This is a genomic window from Streptomyces sp. NPDC031418 (genome assembly GCF_055581605.1).
In genome coordinates this window covers 1-19,078 of the sequence record NZ_JBVIJC010000013.1, presented here as the reverse complement: position 1 = coordinate 19,078, position 19,078 = coordinate 1, and the positions used below count along the sequence as shown (strand labels likewise).

Here is a 19,078-nt window from a genome sequence, read left to right as displayed (position 1 = left end):
TTGAGACAGTCGGCCTGCCTAGCGTCGACGGCATGAACCACACCCTGGCCGCCGCGGCCGCCGGATTCGGCACCGGCCTGTCCCTGATCGTCGCCATCGGCGCCCAGAACGCCTTCGTCCTGCGCCAGGGGGTGCGCCGGAACGCCGTCCTCGCCGTGGTCGGCATCTGCGCCCTGTCCGACGCGGTGCTCATCGCGCTCGGCGTCGGCGGGGTCGGCGCCGTCGTCGTGACCTGGCCGGGCGCGCTGCGCGCGGTCGGCATCGTCGGCGGCGCCTTCCTGCTCTGCTACGGCGCCCTCGCCGCGCGCCGGGTGCTGCGGCCCGGCACGGCCGGCCTCAGCACCGAGGGCGAGGCCGCCGGCTCCCGCCGCCGCGCGGTGCTCACCTGCCTGGCCATGACTTGGCTCAACCCGCACGTCTACCTGGACACCGTCTTCCTGCTCGGCTCGCTCGCCGCCGACCGGGGCCCGCTGCGCTGGACCTTCGGCCTGGGCGCCGCGCTCGCCAGCCTGTGCTGGTTCGCCGCACTCGGCTTCGGTGCCCGGCTGCTCGGCCGCTTCCTGGCCCGCCCCGGCGCCTGGCGGGTGCTGGACGGGCTGGTCGCCGTCACCATGCTGGGGCTCGGCGCGGCGCTGATCGCCGGGGCCTGAGCGAAATAGCGGTGGCGTCCACAGCGGTTGCTGAGATAGTTAGGCTCTCGAAGTGAAAAAGATGGAGGGAGCAACCTTCATCGGCGGACCGGCAACAGGACACCCGTGGACACCAGCGAGAGCAGCACCAGCGAAACCGACTCCCTCACCCCGGCGGCCCCGCCCGCACCCCGGCGCGGCTGGCGCCGCTGGGCCATGGACACCCGGCCCCTGCGCATCCCCGCCTACCGGCGGCTGTGGTCCTCGACCATCGTCACGGCCGTCGGCAGCCAGCTCACCGCCGTCGCCGTGCCCAAGCAGATCTACGACATCACCCGCTCCTCGGCCTGGGTCGGCTACGCGAGCCTGGCCGGGCTGATACCCATGGTGGCGTTCGCGCTGTGGGGCGGCGCGGTGGCCGACACCGTGGACCGCCGCAAGCTGCTGCTGGTCACCAACAGCGGGATCGCGGTGACCTCCCTGCTGTTCTTCGCCCAGGCCGTCACCGGGCTGGACTCCGTGGTCGTCCTCATGGTCCTGCTCGCGCTGCAACAGGCCTTCTTCGGGCTCAACGCGCCCGCCCGCAACGCCTCCATCGCCCGCCTGGTCCCGGCGGAGGAGCTGCCCGCCGCGAACGCGCTGGGCTCCACGGTGATGCAGACCGGGCTGGTGGCCGGCCCGCTGCTCGCCGGTGTGCTCATCCCGGTCATCGGCCTGCCCGAGCTGTATCTCATCGACGCCCTCGCGCTGTGCGTGACCGTGTGGGCCGTGTTCCGGCTCCCCGCGCTGCCCCCGCTCGGCGACGGCCCCGCCCGCCGGGCCGGGGTGCGCGAGATAGCGGCCGGGTTCCGGTACATCTCCCGGCACAAGGTGCTGCTGCTGTCCTTCCTCGCCGACATCGTCGCCATGGTGCTCGGCATGCCCCGCGCCCTGTTCCCGCAGCTGGCCGCGGAGACGTACCACTCCTACGGCGAGGGTCTCGCGCTCGGTGTGCTGTTCGCGGGCATCCCGGTCGGCGCGGTGCTCGGCGGCCTGTTCTCGGGGGTGTTCTCCCGCGCCCGCCGGCACGGCGCGATGGTGATCGGCGCCGTCGTCGGCTGGGGCGTGGCCGTCGCCGGGTTCGGGCTGAGCGGCAACCTCTGGCTCGCTCTGGTCCTCCTCGCGGCGGCCGGGGTGGCCGACATGGTCTCGATGGTGTTCCGCGGCGCGATCCTGCTGTCGGCCGCGACGGACGAGATGCGGGGCAGGATGCAGGGCGTGTTCACCGTGGTGGTGGCGGGCGGCCCGCGCCTGGCCGACGTGCTGCACGGCACGGCCGGCTCCGCGTTCGGTCCGCGCGCCGCCGTCGCGGGCGGCGGCGCGCTCGTCGTCGTGGTGATGCTGACGCTGGCCGCCGCGATGCCGGCCCTGCGCCGCTACCGGATCTGACGGCCGCGCCCTACAGCGGAGGGCTGCGGCGCAGTGCGTACTGGTCCAGCAGCTTGCCTCGGGTCGCCTCCAGCCGGCTGGCGAGGACCTCCGCCACCGTCCGCACCAGGGACAGCCCGAGCAGCGGATCCTCCACGCACAGCCCGAGCACCGAGGGCCCGTCGAACTCGTAGGCCCTCACATTGCTGAAGGCGACCGCACCGAAGTCCCACTCGTACGGCGGGAACAGCCAGGACCAGCCCAGCAGGTCGCCCGCGCCGAGCGTGGCCACGGTGACCCGCTGACGGGCGGTGACCTGCTGGTCCAGGTGGACCGCGCCGGAGCGGATCACCCAGAAGCGGTCGGCGGTGCCGCCCGCCTCGAAGATGCGGGTGTCCTCCGGGAAGGACACTTCCTTGGCCAGCTCCATCAGGCGCTCGCGCTGCGTCTGGGGCAGGGCGGTGAGCAGTTTGATCGCTTTGGTCATGGGGCGGGGCTCCTCGCCGGCGGCGGTTCGGGTGCTTTCCCTCAGCCCATTTCAGCCGCTGCGGCCGCCCGGGGCACCTCGAAACGCGGGCTTTGCGCCGGTCGGCGGCGATCTCGGGCAGCAAAAAGCCCTGGCCGGACGGGGGAGGCCGGCCAGGGCCGTATGCGGTGATGCGGGGAGCACAGAAGGACGGTTCCGGTCCGCTCCGCACCACGTATGTATGAACGATAAACCACTTGGAGTGCGTTCCGGTACTCGAGAACGGGTCAAGTGACCTGTTTCACTCCCGCGCCCTCCGCCGGTCCCTCAGCCGCCGCGTCGGCGCTCCTCGCGGCCCTGCCCGGGTTGACGATCTCGTCCAGCACCCGCCGCACCGCCTCGTACGCCCGCGCCCGCCCCGCCGCCTCCCGCGCGCCGTCCGGATCGCTCGCCGACAGACTTCCGGCCCGCCCGTGCCAGGCCCGCTCCTCCTCGGCCGCGCAGGCCCGGGCGCGCTGGATGCGCCGCAACAACTCGTCCGCGTCCACCACATCGGTCATGTGGCTCGGGTACCCGGCCGCGGCGCGGTGATGGCATCCGTACCGAGGGTGTTTGGCTGCGCCCTGAGAGGTCAGCCGAAAGGTGAGGGCTTACGTCTCAGGAGGGATCGGATGTCCATCAAGCACCGGACCATTTCCTCGACGAGCCGACGGGAACCGCGCCGGCTGCCGTGCCGGCCGGCCGACGCCCGCAGAACGGTCCAGCGCGTGGTGGCCGAGCGGTGCCGGGACCGGGCCCTGCCGTGCGCCCCGGAGACCATGGAGGACATCCTGCTGGTCACCTCGGAACTCACCACCAACGCCATCCTCCACGGCGGCGGCATCACCGGCTTCGACGTCGCCGTCGACTCCGGCGGCGTACGGGTGTCGGTGAGCGACCGCAGCGAAGAGGTGCCGGTGGCGCTCGCCGCCACGGACGAGCGCGGACTGGCCCGGCCGGGCGGCCGGGGCTGGCCCATCGTCTGCCGGCTCTCCCGGGATGTCCGGGTGGCCGAACTGCCCTGCGGCGGCAAGCGCGTCACGGCCGTGGTCCCGCTGCGCTGACGCCGTCCGGCGCGACTCACCCGTCCACCCGGTCGGTCTGCCCGTCGTGCCCTGGCCTTTCGCCGGCCGGGGCGGGCGTCTGCCTGTTGAGGCCGGGGCTCTGGTGTCCCGCCGAGGGCGTGTGGCTGGTGGGGGTGCCGGTCTTGCGCGCGTGTGGCCGGGGAGGGCTTGCCTGTCGTGGGCGGGGCTTGCGTGTGTTCGGCCGGGGACTCTGCCGCTGGGCCGGTCGGGAACTTGCCCGTGTCCGGTCTGGGGGCTGCCTGTCGGGGCGGGGCTTCTGGCCGGGGAGCGCTTTGCCCGTTGGCGCCGAGGGCTTTCGCCTGCTGGGCTGTGAGTGTCTGCCTGGCGAGGCCGCGGGTGTTGTGCGTGTCTGCCCGCGGCCTTTGCGTGCGGGGGCCGAGGACTTTTGTCCGTTCGGCTGGGAGCGTCTGGCTGCCAAGGCCGAAGGTGTTCACGTGTCTGGCCGGGGGCGTGTGCCCGCTGGGGTCGGGAAGTTCCGTGTGTCCGGCGAGGTGCGTTTGCTCGGTGGGGCCGTTGGCCTGGGAGCGTCTGGCAGGCGAGGCCGAGGGTGTTCGTGTGTCTCGTCGGCGGCGTGTGGCTGCTGGGGGCGGGGATTTCCGTGTGTCCGGTGGGGGGCGTTTGTCCGGCGGGGAGGAGAACTTTGGACCCTTCGGCCAGGGACGTTCCACCGTCGGGGACGAGGGCGTTTGCTCGTCGGGTCGGGGGGCAGACGGAGTCTCGTGCTTCGGACCGGAGGCGCGCGCCCAGCGGGAACCGTACGGTTGCCCGGGTCCCTCCCGGCGGACCGGCGGCCCACCCGCGGCGAACCCTGACACCACCGTTCGGGCCCGGAACCGGAAATCCTCTTCCGGTCGTGCCCTGAAACCACGTTCAGGAGCGAATCCGCATGCTGACCGACCTCTCGACAAGCCGTCCCGGCACGCCCGACACCGACACCGGCACCGCCGCCGCGCCCACCCGGCGCCCCCACGACGACGCCCCGGACACCGCGGCGCTCTTCGCCCGGCTGGCGGAACTGGACGACGGCCCGGAGCGGGACGCCGTACGCGACGAGCTCACCACCGCCTGGCTGCCCATGGCCCACCGGATCGCCAGCCGCTTCCGCGACCGCGGCGAGTCCGTCGAGGACCTGCGCCAGGTCGCCGCGCTCGGCCTGGTGAAGGCCATCGACCGCTTCGACCCCTCGCGCGGGGCCTTCGAGAGCTACGCCGTGCCCACCATCACCGGCGAGGTCAAGCGGCACTTCCGGGACCGGATGTGGGCTCTGCGCGTACCCCGCCGGGTGCAGGAGCTGCGCAACCGGGTCCGGGTGGCCCGCCGCGAACTCACCCAGCACCCGGGCAGCCCGGAACCCACCGTCGCCGCCCTCGCCGAGCACACCGGCCTCACCGAGGAGGAGGTCACGGCCGGCCTGGAGGCGCTGGAGAGCTTCAGCACCCTGTCCCTGGACGCCGAGCTGAACACCGGCGACGACGGCTACAGCCTCGCCGACACCCTGGGCTCCCCGGACACCTCCTACGACGTCGTGGTCGATCGCGAGGCCGCCAAGGAGGGGCTGCGCCGGCTGCCCGAGCGGGAGCGCGCCATCCTCTACATGCGCTTCTTCGAGGACATGACCCAGAGCCGGATCGCCGACCAACTCGGCATCTCCCAGATGCACGTCTCGCGGCTGATCAGCCGCAGCTGCGCCCGCGTCCGCGACGAGGCGCTCGGCTCGCGCCCCGGCGGCACCGGCACCTGCTGAGCCGGCGTCGCGGCCTCAGGCCCGCGCGCCCATGCCCAGCGGCCGGGCCAGACCGGAGACCGCCTCGTCCAGGCGCTGGAGATGCCTGAGGACCCGGTCGGTCACCCGGCCGTAGCGGGGCGTGTGCAGGGTGCCGGGCTCCAGCATCGAGGCGATGCTGGGCCCCGACTCCAGCTCCTCGGCGGACCGCGGATCGGCGACGTGCGCGGCGATCGCCTCGATGTTGTGCACGATCCGCGCGCAGGCGCCGCGCAGCCGGGGGTCCGCCGCGATCGAGGGGTGGGTCGGCAGCAGCTCCGCCGTCGCCGCCAGCGACCGCCCGTGATACGCGCAGGTCTCCAGCAGCGCCACCACGTACCGGGCGGTGTCCCGGCGGGAGCGCAGCGGGGTGATCGGGTGGGTCAGCGGCTGGGTGGCCGCGCGCAGGTCGGCCAGCGCCTGGTCCAGCTCCCGCGCCTGCTCCACCAGGTCGGCGCCCGCTCCGCCGCTCAGCTGGTCGACGGCGCCCCGGGTGAGCCCGGCGAGCCGGTCCAGGACGGTGCCGAGGAGTTCGTTGGTACGGCGGTCGGTGCGCACCGGCAGCACCAGCGCCGCCGCGATCACCCCGCAGGCCGCGCCCAGCGCCGTCTCCTCCACCCGCAGCACCAGCACCGCCATGCTGTAGGTGTTCAGCAGCGTGTACAGCAGTCCCAGCATCGCCGTGACGAAGAACGACATCAGCGTGTACGACAGGGGAGCGCTGTAGAACATCGCGAAGATGAACACCAGCACCAGCCCGAACGCCGTCCAGGTGTGCTGCCCGACCAGACCGGCGAGCCCGATGCCGGCCACCACGCCCAGTACCGTGCCGAGCAGCCGACGGTAGCCCTTCACCAGGATCTCGCCGGTGGAGGCGGTGTTGAGGAACACGATCCAGCAGGTCAGCACCGCCCAGTACCAGCGCTGACTGGACAGCAGTTCACCACCGACGATGGCCAGCGAGGAACCGACGGCGACCTGGACGGCGGCCCGGGTGGTGGGCCGGCGCAGCCCGGTCGCCTCCGCCTCCTCCGGCTCGCTCTCCTCGCGGGCCTCGATCGCGGCGTCCTCCGCGTCCAGCTCCTCGCGCGAGCGGGTGGTCGCCGGGCTGTCGTCCGACTCGTCCTGCGGCCCGTCCAGTGCCATCCGCAGACCGAGCGCCGCCCGGGCCGCCTCGCCGAGGCCGCGGAACACGTCCTGCACCGCCGGGGCGGCCGGCGGCAGGTTCTCCTCGTCGCGATAGCCGAGCAGCCGGTTGCGCACCTGGGCCAGCGCCGTCCCCGACGCCTCGCCGCGCGGACGCACCATCAGCTCCCGCAGCGCCCCCAGGTCCCGGCGCAGCGCGGCCGACGCCTCGTCCCGCACCGGCAGCTCGCCCCCGGAGGGCAGCGGGGCGCCCGGCAGATGCAGGGTGAGGGTGTCGGTGCGCTGGGCGCTGCGCGCGGTGAGCAGCAGCAGCCCGAGCCGCTCGGCGGCGATCTCGGCGTCCGCGATCCGGCGCTGGAGCAGCCGGGCCGCCCCCTCGTCCAAGGTGCCGTCCTCCAGCCGGCCCTGGATCAGCAGCGCCGTCTCGTGCAGCCGTGCCGTGCCGGTGCGCAGGTCGTCCAGGACCTTCTCGGCGTCGGCCGGGCCGGCGTCCAGCAGCTCCGCCTGGGTGGCGATGAGCTGCGCCAGCCGCGCGCGGAAGGCGCGCCGCAGCCGGTCCAGGGTGCCCGCCGGGGTCTGCGGCAGCAGCGCGAACCGGGCGGTGGCACTGCACGCGAACGCCACGCAGAGCACTCCGTACAGCTGCGGCAGCACGGCGGGCGTGGCGTGCACGAACAGGGACAGGAAGTAGATCTGGAAGCCGATCAGCCCGAGCGCGGTGCCGCGGTCGCCGAACCGGCGGCCGTAGACGGCACTGAAGATGAGCAGGACGAAGAACAGGTCGCCGACGACCACCCGCTGGTTCAGCAGCGCACCCAGCGACACCGAGGCCAGCGCCACCGGCAGGCCGAGCGCGAGGGTCACGGCCTGCTGCGCGCGCTGCTTCTCCCGGATGGCGAAGGTCGCCACCATCGCCGCCATCGCCCCGGCCACCAGCAGCGGCACCGGGACCCGCAGCACGGCGAGGACGGCGAGGGTGAGCGCGATCGCGGTGACCGTGCGCAGTCCGGCGGTGAGCCGCAGCAGCCCGGGATCGGACGCCGCCAGCCGGTCCCACACCCGCACCCGCCCCGACCGCCTCGCCACCCTCACGCCGCCGCGCTCTCCCGTGTCCGTGCATGCCGTGCCAGAAACCGATCAACCCCAGCATCGCACGAGCCGCCGCACCACCGGCCCTCGGCCAGGGTGCGGCAACCGGCCCGGTCACGTCCCCGGCTCAGGTCAGGGGCTCGCGGTGGCACCGCCCTCCACCCGGGCCCGCACCTCCTCCGGCGTCAGATACGCGTCGGTGAACTCGAAGTCCTTCAGCCGGGCGGGCTTGCGGGCCTGGAAGCCGGTGCGGACGAAATCGTCGCCCGCGACCGCGTTCAGCAGCCAGTTGGTCATCACCCGGGTCTTGGCCACGTTCGTGCGCAGCGCCGACCAGTGGTAGCCGCGGGCCACCGCCTGCGCGGGTACCCCGCGCAACTCCACCCCGAGCGGCTTGGACACCGCGTCCTTGCCGCCGAGGTCCACGACCAGACCCAGGTCCTTGTGCACGTACGGCTGGCGCGGCTGCCCCCGCAGCGTCGCGATGACGTTGTCCGCGACCGTCCGGCCCTGCCGCATCGCGTGCTGCGCCGTGGGCGGGCAGACCGCCCCGTCCTCGCCCTTGGCCAGATCCGGCACCGCCGCCGAGTCGCCGAGCGCGAACACCCCGTCGTGGCCGGGCAGGCACATCTCGGCGGTGACCGCCAGCCGGCCGCGGACCGTCTCCGCGCCGAGCGTGGCGATCAGCGGACTCGCGACCACACCCGCCGTCCAGATCAGCGTGTGCGTCGGCACCACCCGGCCGTCGGTGAAGGTGACCTCCTCCGGCCCGGCCTTCTCGATCGACACCCCCAGCGACACCTCGATGCCACGCCGCCCCAGGATCTCCCGCGCACTGCGGCCGAGCTTGTCGCCCAGCTCCGGCATGAGCTTGGGCGCGATGTCGATCAGATGCCACTTGATCAGGCCCGGGTCCAGCCGCGGGTACCGGGTCACGGCCGCGTGCGTCAGCCGCTGGAGACAGGCCGCGGTCTCGGTGCCGGCATAGCCGCCGCCGACCACCACGAACTGGAGCCGGGCCGCCCGCTCGGCGGGATCGTCGCTGGCGTCCGCGAGATCGAGCTGGGAGATGACGTGGTCGCGGATGTAGGCCGCCTCGGCCAGGGTCTTCATGCCGAAGGCGTGCTCGGTCAGCCCCGGGATGTCGAAGGTCCGGGTCACACTGCCCGGTGCCAGCACGATGTAGTCGTAACGTTCGTCGACCAGCTTGTCGGTGATGGTGCGTACGACGCACACCTTGGCCTTCAGGTCCACCCCGATCGCCCCGCCCGGGATGATCCGGGTGCGGTACTTCTTGCTGCGCCGCAGCGACAGGGCGATGGACTGCGGGGTGAGGACGCCGGAGGCCACCTGTGGCAGCAGAGGCAGATAGAGCTGATAGGCGAACGGCGTCACCAAGGTGACGTCGGCCTCGTCGGGGCCGAGTTTCCGCTCCAGGCGGCGGACACACTCGACTCCGGCGAAGCCTGCGCCCACCACCAGGATCCTGGGTCGTGTCACGGTGTTCATCCCTTTCTGCGCGGCACCTTCGATCCCACAGCCGGCCGAGCCGTTCCGCCAGCTGGGTACGGCTACCCGTGCGGATACCCCGCTGCCCCGCGGTCACCAGGGCAGGAACACATGGATGTCCTTGCCGGTGTCATGGACGACGACGCTCACCTGGGTGCACAGCGTGTGCACCAGATGCCAGCCGATGCCGCCGCCGCCCGTGTGCGGCCGGAAGGGCCGCGGCTCCGGCTTCACCGTGCTGCTGTCGCGCATCGTCACGTGCACACCGTCGAAGGTCCGGCGCATCCGCAGCCCGAACGGGCCGGGCGCGTACTGGATCACGTTGGCGGCAAGCTCGGTCACCACCAGCAGGATGTCGTCCCAGTACTCGTGCGCGCCCGGCGGCGTGTCCCGGGCGAGGGCACCGAGGAACTCCTCGGCGGCCAGCCGCGCCTCCGTGACGTTGCGCAGCTCGCCGTCGAAGGAGAACGTGCGCTCGCACCTCTCCTCCGAGTCCGGCGTGTCGTCCCAACGCGGCTCCGTCGTCATCTCGCATTCCCCGCCCCCGGACGCGCCACGGGCCCCTGCGGCCCGTGGCGACCGGGTCGGTCGTCGTCGCTGCTCTTCCTGCGCTGCGGGTTCCCCCACCCGGGCCGGGATATCCGTGCGTCCGGAAAGGCGGTCCGTACGGCTGCACCTCCTCGGCACGCTCAGCGGAAGACGTCGTCCGACTCCTCCCAGTCGGCCGGCTCCGGCACGCTGCGCCCGGTCCAGGAGCGCGCCTCGTACATGGCGTCGATCTCGGCGGCCCAGTGCCGCACGATCGCGTCCCGGCGCAGTTTCAGAGACGGCGTCAGCAGGCCGTTGTCCGCGGCGAACGGTTCCTGGAGCACACGGTAGACCCTGATGGACTCCGCGCGGGACACCGTGGTGTTGGCGGCCGCCACCGCCCGCGCGATCTCCTCGCGCAGCGCGTTCTCCTCGCGGGCCTCCCGGCCCGGGGCGTCGCGCGGCAGCGCCAGCGCCGCCCGCCAGTGCGCGAGGAACTCCGGGTCCAGGGTGATCAGCGCCCCCACACAGGGCCGGTTGTCGCCGATCACCACCGCCTGGTGGACGAGCGGATGCTGCCGCAGCCGCTGCTCCAGCGGGGCCGGCGCCACGCTGGTGCCGCCGCTGGTGACGATGATGTCCTTCTTCCGGCCGGTGATCGTCAGATAGCCCTCCGCGTCCAGATGCCCGATGTCCCCGGTGGCCAGCCAGCCGCCGCGCAGCGCCGCCCGGGTCGCCGCCTCGTCGCCGGCGTACCCCTGGAACACCGACGGGCCGTTCACCAGGATCTCCCCGTCGTCGGCCACCCGGACCTCGGTACCGGGCAGCGGCCGGCCCACCGTGCCGGACTTCTCCCGGCCGAGCGGCTGCATGGTGATCCCGCCGGAGGTCTCGGTGAGCCCGTAGCCGTCGTGCACGTACACCCCGATGCCCGCGAAGAACAGCGACAGTTCACGGCTGAGCGGGGAACCGCCGGACGTGCCGCGCAGCACCCGGCCGCCGAGCGCCGCCCGCAGTCTGCGGTACACCGTGCGCTCGTACAGGGCGTGCTGGACCCTGAGTTCGAGGCCGGGACCTGTCCCGGTGCCGAGCCGCCGCCGCTCCTCGGCCGCCGCGAAGTCCCGCGCGGTCTGCGCGGCCCGCTCGAACAGGGCGCCCCGGCCGGACTGCTGGGCGGCGCGCAGGAACTTCTTGTACAGCTTCTCGAACAGCGACGGCACGCCGTACAGATAGGTGGGCCGGAAGGTGGCCAGCGCCGACCCCAGCGCCTCCTCGGTCAGCTCCGGCTCGTGCGCCATCAGGACCCCGCCGCGCACACAGGTCAGCATGATCATGATGCCGTAGACGTGCGAGAACGGCAGGAAGGCCAGGACCGAGGGCTGCTCGCCCGGCGGTGCCGCGGTGTGCAGCCAGCCGGTCAGCAGGGTGTCACAGGGATAGGCCAGGCCGCGGTGGCTGAGCGCGCAGCCCAGCGGGTGGCCCGAGGTGCCGGACGTGTAGACGACGGCCGCCGTGGCGTCCGGCAGCACGAGCCGGCGCAGGGACTCCAACGTCGCGTCGGGCACGGCCGCGCCCCGCTCCACCAGCTCGGCCACCGCGCCCGCGTCCAGCTGCCACACATGCCGCAGCCGGGGCAGCCGGGCGCACACGGTGCCGACGGTCATCACGCCCTGCTCGTCCTCGACGACCACCGCCTCGCAGTCGGCGTCCCGCAGGATCCACTCGGCCTGGTCCCGGGAGGACGCCGGATGGATCGGTACGACCTCGGCGCCCACCGCCCACAGGGCCAGGGCGAACAGCGTCCACTCGTAGCGGGTGCGCGCCATCAGGGCCACCCGCCGTCCCGGGGCGACACCGGCCGCGATCAGCCCCTTGGCCAGGTCGGCCACCGCGTCCCGCAGCTCCACCGCCGTCACCTCCTCCCACCGGCTCGCGGTCCGGTCCGCGCGGTGCGCGAGCACGGGCAGGGTGGGCCGGCGGTCGGCCCTCTCGAAGACACTGTCGGCGAGACCGCCGGTCAGCACGGAGGGGCCGGCCGGAGCGAGGGCGACGTCCCGCATGCGCTGCTCCCGGAGTACGGAGGGTCACTCCGCCGATCGGCTCTGTCGTCGGCGGTGCTCGAATGTAGCCCAGCGGACCGCCTCCGGGGTCTGGAATGCGGAAGTCGTGATCGGCTGATGATGTCGGCGTGTCCTGGGGACTCGGCAGACATGAGCCATGTGAACCCCGATCCCGAACCCGAGCGCACCACGGGCCTGGAGCCCGGAGGCGGCGTCCCGCCCGGCGAGACCCCGCCCGCCGAGAGCAGCATGCCCCAGGCCGGGCCGCGGGAGCCGGACGCCACGAGCAGAGGCTGGGCCAAGGCGCCGCTGACGGTGATCCTCGTCCTCGTCGTCCTGATCGCGGCCTTCTTCCTGGTGTACGCCCTGGTGCTGATGCTCTGACCGGCCCGGCCCTCAGTCGAGGGTGCGCCGCACGCACGCGGTGACCACACCGCGCAGGCTGTCCGTGTGCTCCATCAGCCGGCGCTGCTCCTGCGCGCCGTTGCCACGCCGCAGCAGCTCCGCCACACCCTCCTCGGCGCGCTCCGTGTCACCGCTCTCGCGCAGCGCGTCCTTGGTGTAGTCGAGCAGCGAGCGCAGCACGTCCGCGGCGGGCCGGGGCCGCATGGCCACCGGATCGAGCAGCTCCCGCTGAAGCCCCCAGCGGGCCGCCTGCCAGGCGGCCAGCCGCAGCAGGCTCACACTGTGCCCGCACGGCGGCCGGCCGGCCCGCCAGTCCCGGGCGGCCGTCTCCACCAGGCCGCGGGTCAGCGTGGCGATCAGTACGGCGGTCTCCGCGCGCAGGCACACATCGGCCACCCGGATCTCCACCGTCGGATAGTGGGCGCACAGCCGCGCGTCGAAGTACGCCATCGCCTCGTCCAGGATGACGCCGGTGGCCACCATGTCCGCCACCCGCCCGTGGTACCGCTCCGGCGACCCGAACGGCTCGGTCGGCCCGGCCGACGGCCAGCGCTCCCACACCCGGGTTCGGTAGCTGGCGTACCCCGTGTCCCGGCCCTGCCAGAACGGCGAGTTGGCGCTCATCGCGGACAGCACCGGCAACCACGGCCGGATCCGGTCCAGGACAGCCACACCCTCCTCGTCCGACTCGATGCACACATGCACATGGCAGCCGCAGACCAGCTGGTCCCGGGTGCCGATCCCGTAATGCTCGGCCAGCCACTGATACCGCTCGTTCACGGTGAGGCTGGGGCTGACCGGCAGCGGGGAGGAGGCCAGCGCGGCGACCGAGCAGCCGAACTGCCCGGCGTGCCGGGCCGCCTCCTTCCGGCAGCGCACGATCTCGGCACCCAGTGCCGCCATGTCCGACTGCGGGTGCGTGGCGAACTCCAGCATCTGCCGGAACAGCTCCTTGTCGAAGACCTCCTGTCCGGGATCGTCCTGCGCGGCCTGCGCGAGCACGGCCGCCGCCAGCGCCTTCGGGTCACCGCTGTCCGGATCGACCAGAAGGAGTTCCTCCTCCACACCGACCGTGCGCACCGAGTGCCGCCCTTCCTTCCTGTCGGGCCACGGGACGTGCTGTCCCGCTCATGCCGCCAGGGACAGTCGTGGGTCCGTACGACCCCCGAATGCCCCTGGTACGGCCGTCGACACCTGACGGTGCTCAGCGCAGCGGGGTCAGGAACACCGTGGCGAGCGGCGGCAGCGTCACCCGCAGCGACCCGTCCTCGGGCTTGAGCGCCCCCGGCGCGCCGACGACGACGCCGCTGCCGCCGTACTGGAGACCGTCGGTGTTCAGCTCCTCCTGCCAGGCGGGGATCTCCTCGGGCACCCACAGCCGGTAGTCCTCCCGGACGACCGGCGAGAAGTGGGAGACCGCGAGCAGCGGGGTGCCCGTGCTGTCGTAGCGCAGGAACGCGAAGACGTTGTCGTCCGCCGCGTCGCACAGCACCCACCGGAAGCCGCCCGGGTCGGTGTCCCGCTGCCACAGCGCCGGGGTCGCCCGGTACAGCGCGTTCAGGTCCCGGACCAGCTGCTGCACGCCCCGGTGATCGCCCGCCGAGTGGTAGTCGTCACCGAGCAGCCACCACTCCGGGCCGTGCGCCTCCGACCACTCGGCGCCCTGCGCGAACTCCTGCCCCATGAACAGCAGCTGCTTGCCCGGGTGGGCCCACATGAAGCCGAGGTAGGCGCGGTGGTTCGCGCGCCGCTGCCACCAGTCGCCGGGCATCTTCGACACCAGCGCCTGCTTGCCGTGCACCACCTCGTCGTGGGAGATCGGCAGCACGTAGTTCTCGCTGTAGGCGTACACCATCGAGAAGGTCATCTCGTGGTGGTGGTACTTGCGGTGCACCGGCTCCTTCTGCACGTACTCCAGCGAGTCGTGCATCCAGCCCATGTTCCACTTCAGCCCGAACCCGAGCCCCCCGCCGTCCGTCGGCCGGGTCACCCCGTCCCACGCGGTGGACTCCTCGGCGATGGTCACCACGCCGGGGCAGCGCCGGTACACCGTGGCGTTCATCTCCTGGAGGAAGGCGACCGCGTCCAGGTCCTCCCGCCCGCCGAACACGTTCGGCTCCCACTGCCCGGAGTCCCGCGAGTAGTCGAGATAGAGCATCGAGGCGACCGCGTCCACCCGCAGCCCGTCGACATGGAACTCCTCGCACCAGTAGACGGCGTTGGCGACCAGGAAGTTGCGCACCTCGGTCCGCCCGTAGTCGAACTCGTAGGTGCCCCAGTCCGGATGCTCCGCCCGACGCCAGTCCCCGGGTTCGTACAGCGGGTCCCCGTCGAACCGGGCCAGCGCCCAGTCGTCCTTCGGGAAGTGCGCCGGCACCCAGTCCATGATCACGCCGATTCCGGCCCGGTGGCAGGCGTCCACGAAGTACCGGAAGTCGTCCGGCGAGCCGAGCCGGGGAGTGGGCGCGTAGTAGGAGGTGACCTGGTAGCCCCAGGAGCCGCTGAACGGATGCCCGGCCACCGGCATCAGCTCCACATGGGTGAAGCCCATCTCCTTGACGTACGCCGGGAGTTCCTCCGCCAGCGAGCGATAGGTCGAGCCCGGCCGCCACGAGGGCAGATGCACCTCGTACACGGAGAACGGCGCCTCGTGGACCGGGGTGTCGCCGCGGTGCGCCATCCACTGGGCGTCGCCCCACTCGTACCGCGAGACCGTGACGACCGACGCCGTGTCCGGCGGCACCTCCGTCGCCCGTGCCATCGGGTCGGCCTTCAGGAACCGGTGGCCGTACCGGGAGGTGATCTCGAACTTGTACCGGGCGCCCTCGCCGATCCCGGGCAGGAACAGCTCCCACACCCCGGACGCGCCGAGCGACCGCATCGGGTACTGGGTGCCGTCCCAGTAGGTGAACTCCCCGGCCACCCGCACGCCCTGGGCGTTCGGCGCCCACACGGTGAAGCGGGTGCCGGCCACGCCCTGGTGGGTCATCGGCTCGGCGCCGAGCGCCCGCCACAGCTGCTCGTGCCGGCCCTCCCGGATCAGATGCAGGTCCAGCTCGCCCAGGGCGGGCAGGAAGCGGTACGGGTCGTCTGTCTCCACCTCGGTGTCGTCGTACGCCACCAGCAGGGTGTACGACGGGATCTCCGCCCAGGGAAGGACGGCGGCGAAGAGGCCGTCGCCCTCCGAGGCGAGCGGGGTGCGCACGCCGTCGGCGACGACGCTCACCTCGCGGGCGTTCGGGCGCAGGGCCCGCACACACATGCCGCCGGGCACCGGATGCGCGCCCAGCAGGGCGTGCGGGTCGTGGTGGGCGCCGGCCAGCAGCCGGCCCCGGTCGTCCGGGTCGAGCGGCGGGGCCGCGGCCGGTGCGGGGCCGGCCGCCTCGGGACGTGCGGTGTCGCGCAGTGCCATGACCTCAGCCTCCCCACACGGCGAGCCGCTTGATCGCCGCCATCGGTACCGGCAGCCAGTCCGGCCGGTGTCTCGCCTCGTACAGCACCTCGTAGACCGCCCTGTCCGTCTCGTGCGCGCGCAGCAGCGCGTGCTTCTTGCGTGGATCCCAGCCGGCACGGGCCGCGTAGCCCGCGCAGAACGCCTCCCGGCAGCGGCGCGCCCACTCGGGTCGCCAGGGGCGGCGCTGCCGGGCCGCGTAGTCGAAGGAGCGCAGCATCCCGGCCACGTCCCGCACCGGGGACTGCGGGGCCCGCCGCTCGGCGAGCGGCCGGGACGGCTCGCCCTCGAAGTCGATGACGAACCAGTCGCGTCCGGCCCGCAGTACCTGTCCGAGGTGCAGATCGCCGTGCACGCGCTGCGCCGGGGGACCGGCGTCGCACGTGGCGAGCGCCCCGAACGCCGCCCGCAGCCCCGGCACGAACGGCCGTAGCCCCGGCACGGCGTGCGCGGCCGCCTCCAGCCGGGCGCACATCTCCTGCGCCGTACGGCCCGTCTCGCCCGGCCCGGCCGGCGGGAACGCACCGGCCAGCGCCAGATGCACCTCGGCCATCGCCCGGCCCAGTTCCCGGGCCTCGGCGGTGAAGTCGTCGCCGGCGGCGAGCGCGCGCAGCGCCAGCGTCCAGCCGTCGGTGGCGTCCGGCAGGAAGGGCTGGAGCACCCCGAGCGTCGCCGGCCGCGGCGCGCTGGTGGTGAACCAGGCCACCGGCGCCGGGACCCGGGTGCAGCCCTGTGCGGCGAGTGCCGCCGAGACCTCCAGGTCCGGGTTGACGCCCGGCTGGATCCGGCGGAACAGCTTCAGGATGAAGGCGTCGCCGTACACGATCGACGTGTTGGACTGCTCGGCGTCCAGCAGCCGCGGGGGAAGACCTCCGGGCAGCAGGACGGCCGGGTCGGCCTCGAAGCGCAGCGGACCCGCCGTGCCCGGCCGGCGCAGCCGCTCCAGCAGCAGGTTCGCCGAGCGCGGGTCGTGCAGCGCGTCGTAGACCGCGAAGCCGGCCAGCGGACCCTCCTCGGCGCGTCCGATGAACGCCCGCTCCAGGCGCGGCGCGAGGTGCTGCCGCAGCCCCAGCAGCAGCTGGTAGCAGTCACCGGGCGGGGGAGTGCCGCCGGGGGTGGGCACCGGCGCGTGCGAGGCGTGCACCAGCAGATGCAGACACCCGGGGAACAGCTCGGTCACGGAGAGCACCGAAAGATCGGTGACGGGCCGGTCCTTGCCCGCGAACCAGCGTTGCCGGGGCAGCCAGTCGCGCAACAGCCCGCCGAGCGAGGCCAGCGGCCCGTCGGCGCCGGCCGCGGTTCTCGGCCGGAGCGTGATGGTCTTCGGCATGGTGACGCGTCCTTTCCTCGGCGCCGCGGTCAGCGGCGGCGGCCGATGCGGGATGCGACTCGGGTGAGCCGGAACCAGTAGAAACCGTGGCCTTGCAGGGTCAGCAGATACGGCAGTTCACCGATGGCGGGGAAGCGCACCCCGCCGATCAGCTCGACCGGGTGGCGTCCGTCGTAGGTCCGCAGGTCGAGCTCGGTGGGCTGGGCGAAGCGGGAGAAGTTGTTGACGCACAGCACCAGGTCGTCGCCGTACTCGCGCAGGAAGGCGAGCACCGCCGGGTTGGAGGACGGCAGTTCCGTGAAGGAGCCGAGTCCGAAGGCGGGGTTCTGCTTGCGGATCTCGATCATGCGGCGGGTCCAGTGCAGCAGGCTGGACGGGGAGGACATGGCGGCCTCGACGTTGGTGACCTGGTAGCCGTAGACCGGGTCCATGATCGTGGGGAGGAAGAGGCGTCCCGGGTCGCACGTCGAGAAGCCCGCGTTGCGGTCGGGGGTCCACTGCATCGGGGTGCGTACGGCGTCGCGGTCGCCGAGCCAGATGTTGTCGCCCATCCCGATCTCGTCGCCGTAGTAGAGGATCGGCGAGCCGGGCAGGGACAGCAGCAGGGCGGTGAACAGCTCGATCTGGTTGCGGTCGTTGTCGAGCAGGGGCGCGAGGCGGCGGCGGATGCCGATGTTGGCGCGCATCCGCGGGTCCTTGGCGTACTCGGCCCACATGTAGTCGCGTTCCTCGTCGGTGACCATCTCCAGGGTCAGCTCGTCGTGGTTGCGCAGGAAGATGCCCCACTGGCAGCCGGAGGGGATGGCCGGGGTCTTGGCGAGGATCTCGGAGACGGGGTAGCGGGACTCCCGCCGTACGGCCATGAAGATGCGCGGCATGACCGGGAAGTGGAAGGCCATGTGACACTCGTCGCCGCCGGAGCCGTAGTCCCCGAAGTAGTCGACCACGTCCTCCGGCCACTGGTTGGCCTCCGCCAGCAGCACGGTGTCCGGATAGAGCGCGTCGATCTCCTTGCGCACCCGCCGCAGGAAGGCGTGCGTCGCCGGCAGGTTCTCGCAGTTGGTCCCCTCCTCGGCGTAGAGATAGGGCACCGCGTCGAGGCGGTAGCCGTCGATGCCGAGATCCAGCCAGAAGCGCAGCGCGGCCAGGATCTCCTCCTGCACCGCCGGGTTCTCGTAGTTGAGGTCGGGCTGGTGCGAGAAGAACCGGTGGAAGTAGTACTGGCCGCGCACCGGGTCGAAGGTCCAGTTGGAGGCCTCGGTGTCGACGAAGATGATCCGGGCGTCCGGGTACTGCTTGTCGTCGTCGGCCCACATGTAGTAGTCCCCGTAGGGGCCCTCGGGGTTGCGGCGGGACTCCTGGAACCACGGGTGCTGGTCGCTGGTGTGGTTCATGACGAAGTCGATGATCACCCGCATGCCGCGCTGGTGGGCCGCGTCCACGAACTCCACGAAGTCGGCGAGGTCACCGAACTCCGGCAGTACGGCGGTGTAGTCGGCGACGTCGTAACCGCCGTCCCGCAGGGGCGACTTGAAGAAGGGGGGCAGCCACAGACAGTCGACCCCGAGCCACTGGAGATAGTCCAGCTTGGCCGTCAGGCCCTTCAGGTCACCGATGCCGTCGCCGTCGCTGTCCTGGAAGGAACGGACCAGGACCTCGTAGAAGACGGCGCGTTTGAACCACTCCGGGTCCCGGTCCTTGGCCGGGGTGTCCTCGAAGGTGTCCAGTACGGGTTCGTTGACGGTCATGACGCTGCGGGCCCTCCGATCGGGTGCGTCGCTCGCCCGACGTGGAGCAGGTGCGCCGGCGTCCGGCCGGGCGTGAGACACACGTAGTTGGTCCTGCCCCAGTGGTACGTCTCGCCCGTCAGTTCGTCGTGCACGGACAGGGCGGCGTGCCAGTCCAGGCCGAGTTGCGGCATGTCCAACGAGACCGTGGCCTCCTGGGTGTGATGCGGGTCGAGGTTGACGACCACGATGACCGTGTCCGTCCCCGTGCTCTTGCTGTAGGCGAGCACGGCGTCGTTGTCGGTCTGATGGAAGCGGAGATTCCGCAGGCGCTGTAGCGCGGGGTGCTTCCGCCGGACGGTGTTGAGCCGGGTGATGAGGGGCGCGATGGTCCGTCCCTCGCGCTCGGCGGCCGCCCAGTCGCGCGGTCGCAGCTGGTACTTCT

The 19,078-nt window shown here is 72.6% G+C and carries 16 protein-coding genes; 5 read left to right on the top strand and 11 right to left on the bottom strand.

The annotated features are described in order from the left end of the window. Nucleotides 1-32: 32 nt before the first annotated feature. Both ACZ5CZ_RS20630 and ACZ5CZ_RS20625 read left to right on the top strand, forming a co-directional pair. Nucleotides 33-650, top strand: coding sequence for a LysE/ArgO family amino acid transporter (locus tag ACZ5CZ_RS20630; RefSeq protein ID WP_385841024.1), 618 nt, complete (start codon nucleotides 33-35; stop codon nucleotides 648-650). A gap of 105 nt (nucleotides 651-755) precedes the next feature. Then, on the top strand, nucleotides 756-2,057 hold the full coding sequence (locus tag ACZ5CZ_RS20625; RefSeq protein ID WP_468944688.1) for an MFS transporter: 1,302 nt from the start codon (nucleotides 756-758) through the stop codon (nucleotides 2,055-2,057). A gap of 10 nt (nucleotides 2,058-2,067) precedes the next feature. Here the strand turns inward: ACZ5CZ_RS20625 and ACZ5CZ_RS20620 are convergent, their stop codons facing one another. Further along, nucleotides 2,068-2,523 (bottom strand): cyclic nucleotide-binding domain-containing protein, encoded by a 456-nt coding sequence (locus tag ACZ5CZ_RS20620; protein ID WP_385841022.1) that lies wholly within the window; start codon nucleotides 2,521-2,523, stop codon nucleotides 2,068-2,070. A gap of 266 nt (nucleotides 2,524-2,789) precedes the next feature. Further along, a complete protein-coding gene (locus tag ACZ5CZ_RS20615) occupies nucleotides 2,790-3,062 on the bottom strand; it encodes a hypothetical protein (RefSeq protein ID WP_468944685.1) in 273 nt (90 codons plus the stop codon). 111 nt (nucleotides 3,063-3,173) lie between these two features. Between ACZ5CZ_RS20615 and ACZ5CZ_RS20610 the strand changes: the two genes are divergently transcribed. Both ACZ5CZ_RS20610 and ACZ5CZ_RS20605 read left to right on the top strand, forming a co-directional pair. After that, a complete protein-coding gene (locus ACZ5CZ_RS20610; RefSeq protein WP_385841020.1) occupies nucleotides 3,174-3,605 on the top strand; it encodes an ATP-binding protein in 432 nt (143 codons plus the stop codon). A gap of 907 nt (nucleotides 3,606-4,512) precedes the next feature. Beyond that, nucleotides 4,513-5,370 (top strand): RNA polymerase sigma factor SigF, encoded by an 858-nt coding sequence (locus tag ACZ5CZ_RS20605; protein ID WP_468944681.1) that lies wholly within the window; start codon nucleotides 4,513-4,515, stop codon nucleotides 5,368-5,370. 15 nt (nucleotides 5,371-5,385) lie between these two features. Here the strand turns inward: ACZ5CZ_RS20605 and ACZ5CZ_RS20600 are convergent, their stop codons facing one another. The 4 genes from ACZ5CZ_RS20600 to ACZ5CZ_RS20585 all read right to left on the bottom strand — a co-directional run bounded on the left by ACZ5CZ_RS20600 (nucleotide 5,386) and on the right by ACZ5CZ_RS20585 (nucleotide 11,720). Further along, on the bottom strand, nucleotides 5,386-7,626 hold the full coding sequence (locus ACZ5CZ_RS20600) for an FUSC family protein (RefSeq protein WP_385841017.1): 2,241 nt from the start codon (nucleotides 7,624-7,626) through the stop codon (nucleotides 5,386-5,388). A 129-nt stretch (nucleotides 7,627-7,755) separates the two neighbouring features. After that, complete coding sequence (locus tag ACZ5CZ_RS20595) at nucleotides 7,756-9,132, bottom strand: NAD(P)/FAD-dependent oxidoreductase (protein ID WP_468944677.1); 1,377 nt, start codon at nucleotides 9,130-9,132, stop codon at nucleotides 7,756-7,758. Nucleotides 9,133-9,225: 93 nt separating this feature from the next. Next, nucleotides 9,226-9,660 carry an ATP-binding protein gene (locus ACZ5CZ_RS20590; RefSeq protein ID WP_387054782.1) on the bottom strand — a complete coding sequence of 145 codons (435 nt, stop codon included), beginning with the start codon at nucleotides 9,658-9,660 and terminating at the stop codon, nucleotides 9,226-9,228. Nucleotides 9,661-9,821: 161 nt separating this feature from the next. Further along, a complete protein-coding gene (locus ACZ5CZ_RS20585; protein WP_468944673.1) occupies nucleotides 9,822-11,720 on the bottom strand; it encodes an AMP-dependent synthetase/ligase in 1,899 nt (632 codons plus the stop codon). A 150-nt stretch (nucleotides 11,721-11,870) separates the two neighbouring features. Here ACZ5CZ_RS20585 and ACZ5CZ_RS20580 point away from each other — a divergent pair, with 150 nt between their 5' ends. After that, the gene (locus ACZ5CZ_RS20580) at nucleotides 11,871-12,104 is read left to right on the top strand and encodes a DUF6480 family protein (protein ID WP_468944670.1); all 234 of its coding nucleotides are present in this window, start codon (nucleotides 11,871-11,873) and stop codon (nucleotides 12,102-12,104) included. Nucleotides 12,105-12,116: 12 nt separating this feature from the next. On the opposite strand, the gene ACZ5CZ_RS20575 is transcribed toward ACZ5CZ_RS20580, so the two are convergent. The 5 genes from ACZ5CZ_RS20575 to ACZ5CZ_RS20555 all read right to left on the bottom strand — a co-directional run. Continuing rightward, nucleotides 12,117-13,205 carry a glutamate--cysteine ligase 2 gene (locus ACZ5CZ_RS20575; RefSeq protein ID WP_385841011.1) on the bottom strand — a complete coding sequence of 363 codons (1,089 nt, stop codon included), beginning with the start codon at nucleotides 13,203-13,205 and terminating at the stop codon, nucleotides 12,117-12,119. Between the two features lie 124 nt (nucleotides 13,206-13,329). After that, nucleotides 13,330-15,537, bottom strand: coding sequence for a 1,4-alpha-glucan branching enzyme (gene glgB / locus ACZ5CZ_RS20570; protein ID WP_385841010.1), 2,208 nt, complete (start codon nucleotides 15,535-15,537; stop codon nucleotides 13,330-13,332). A 4-nt stretch (nucleotides 15,538-15,541) separates the two neighbouring features. Further along, nucleotides 15,542-16,906, bottom strand: a complete 1,365-nt coding sequence (locus ACZ5CZ_RS20565; RefSeq protein WP_385841009.1) for a maltokinase N-terminal cap-like domain-containing protein — start codon at nucleotides 16,904-16,906, stop codon at nucleotides 15,542-15,544. Nucleotides 16,907-16,935: 29 nt separating this feature from the next. Further along, nucleotides 16,936-18,654: a maltose alpha-D-glucosyltransferase gene (treS, locus tag ACZ5CZ_RS20560; RefSeq protein WP_385841008.1), complete on the bottom strand. Its 1,719-nt coding sequence runs from the start codon at nucleotides 18,652-18,654 to the stop codon at nucleotides 16,936-16,938. Next, nucleotides 18,651-19,078, bottom strand: a 428-nt coding sequence (locus ACZ5CZ_RS20555) for an alpha-glucosidase C-terminal domain-containing protein (protein ID WP_468944665.1), incomplete at its 5' end; no start/stop codon positions are given. The genes treS and ACZ5CZ_RS20555, both read right to left, overlap by 4 nt.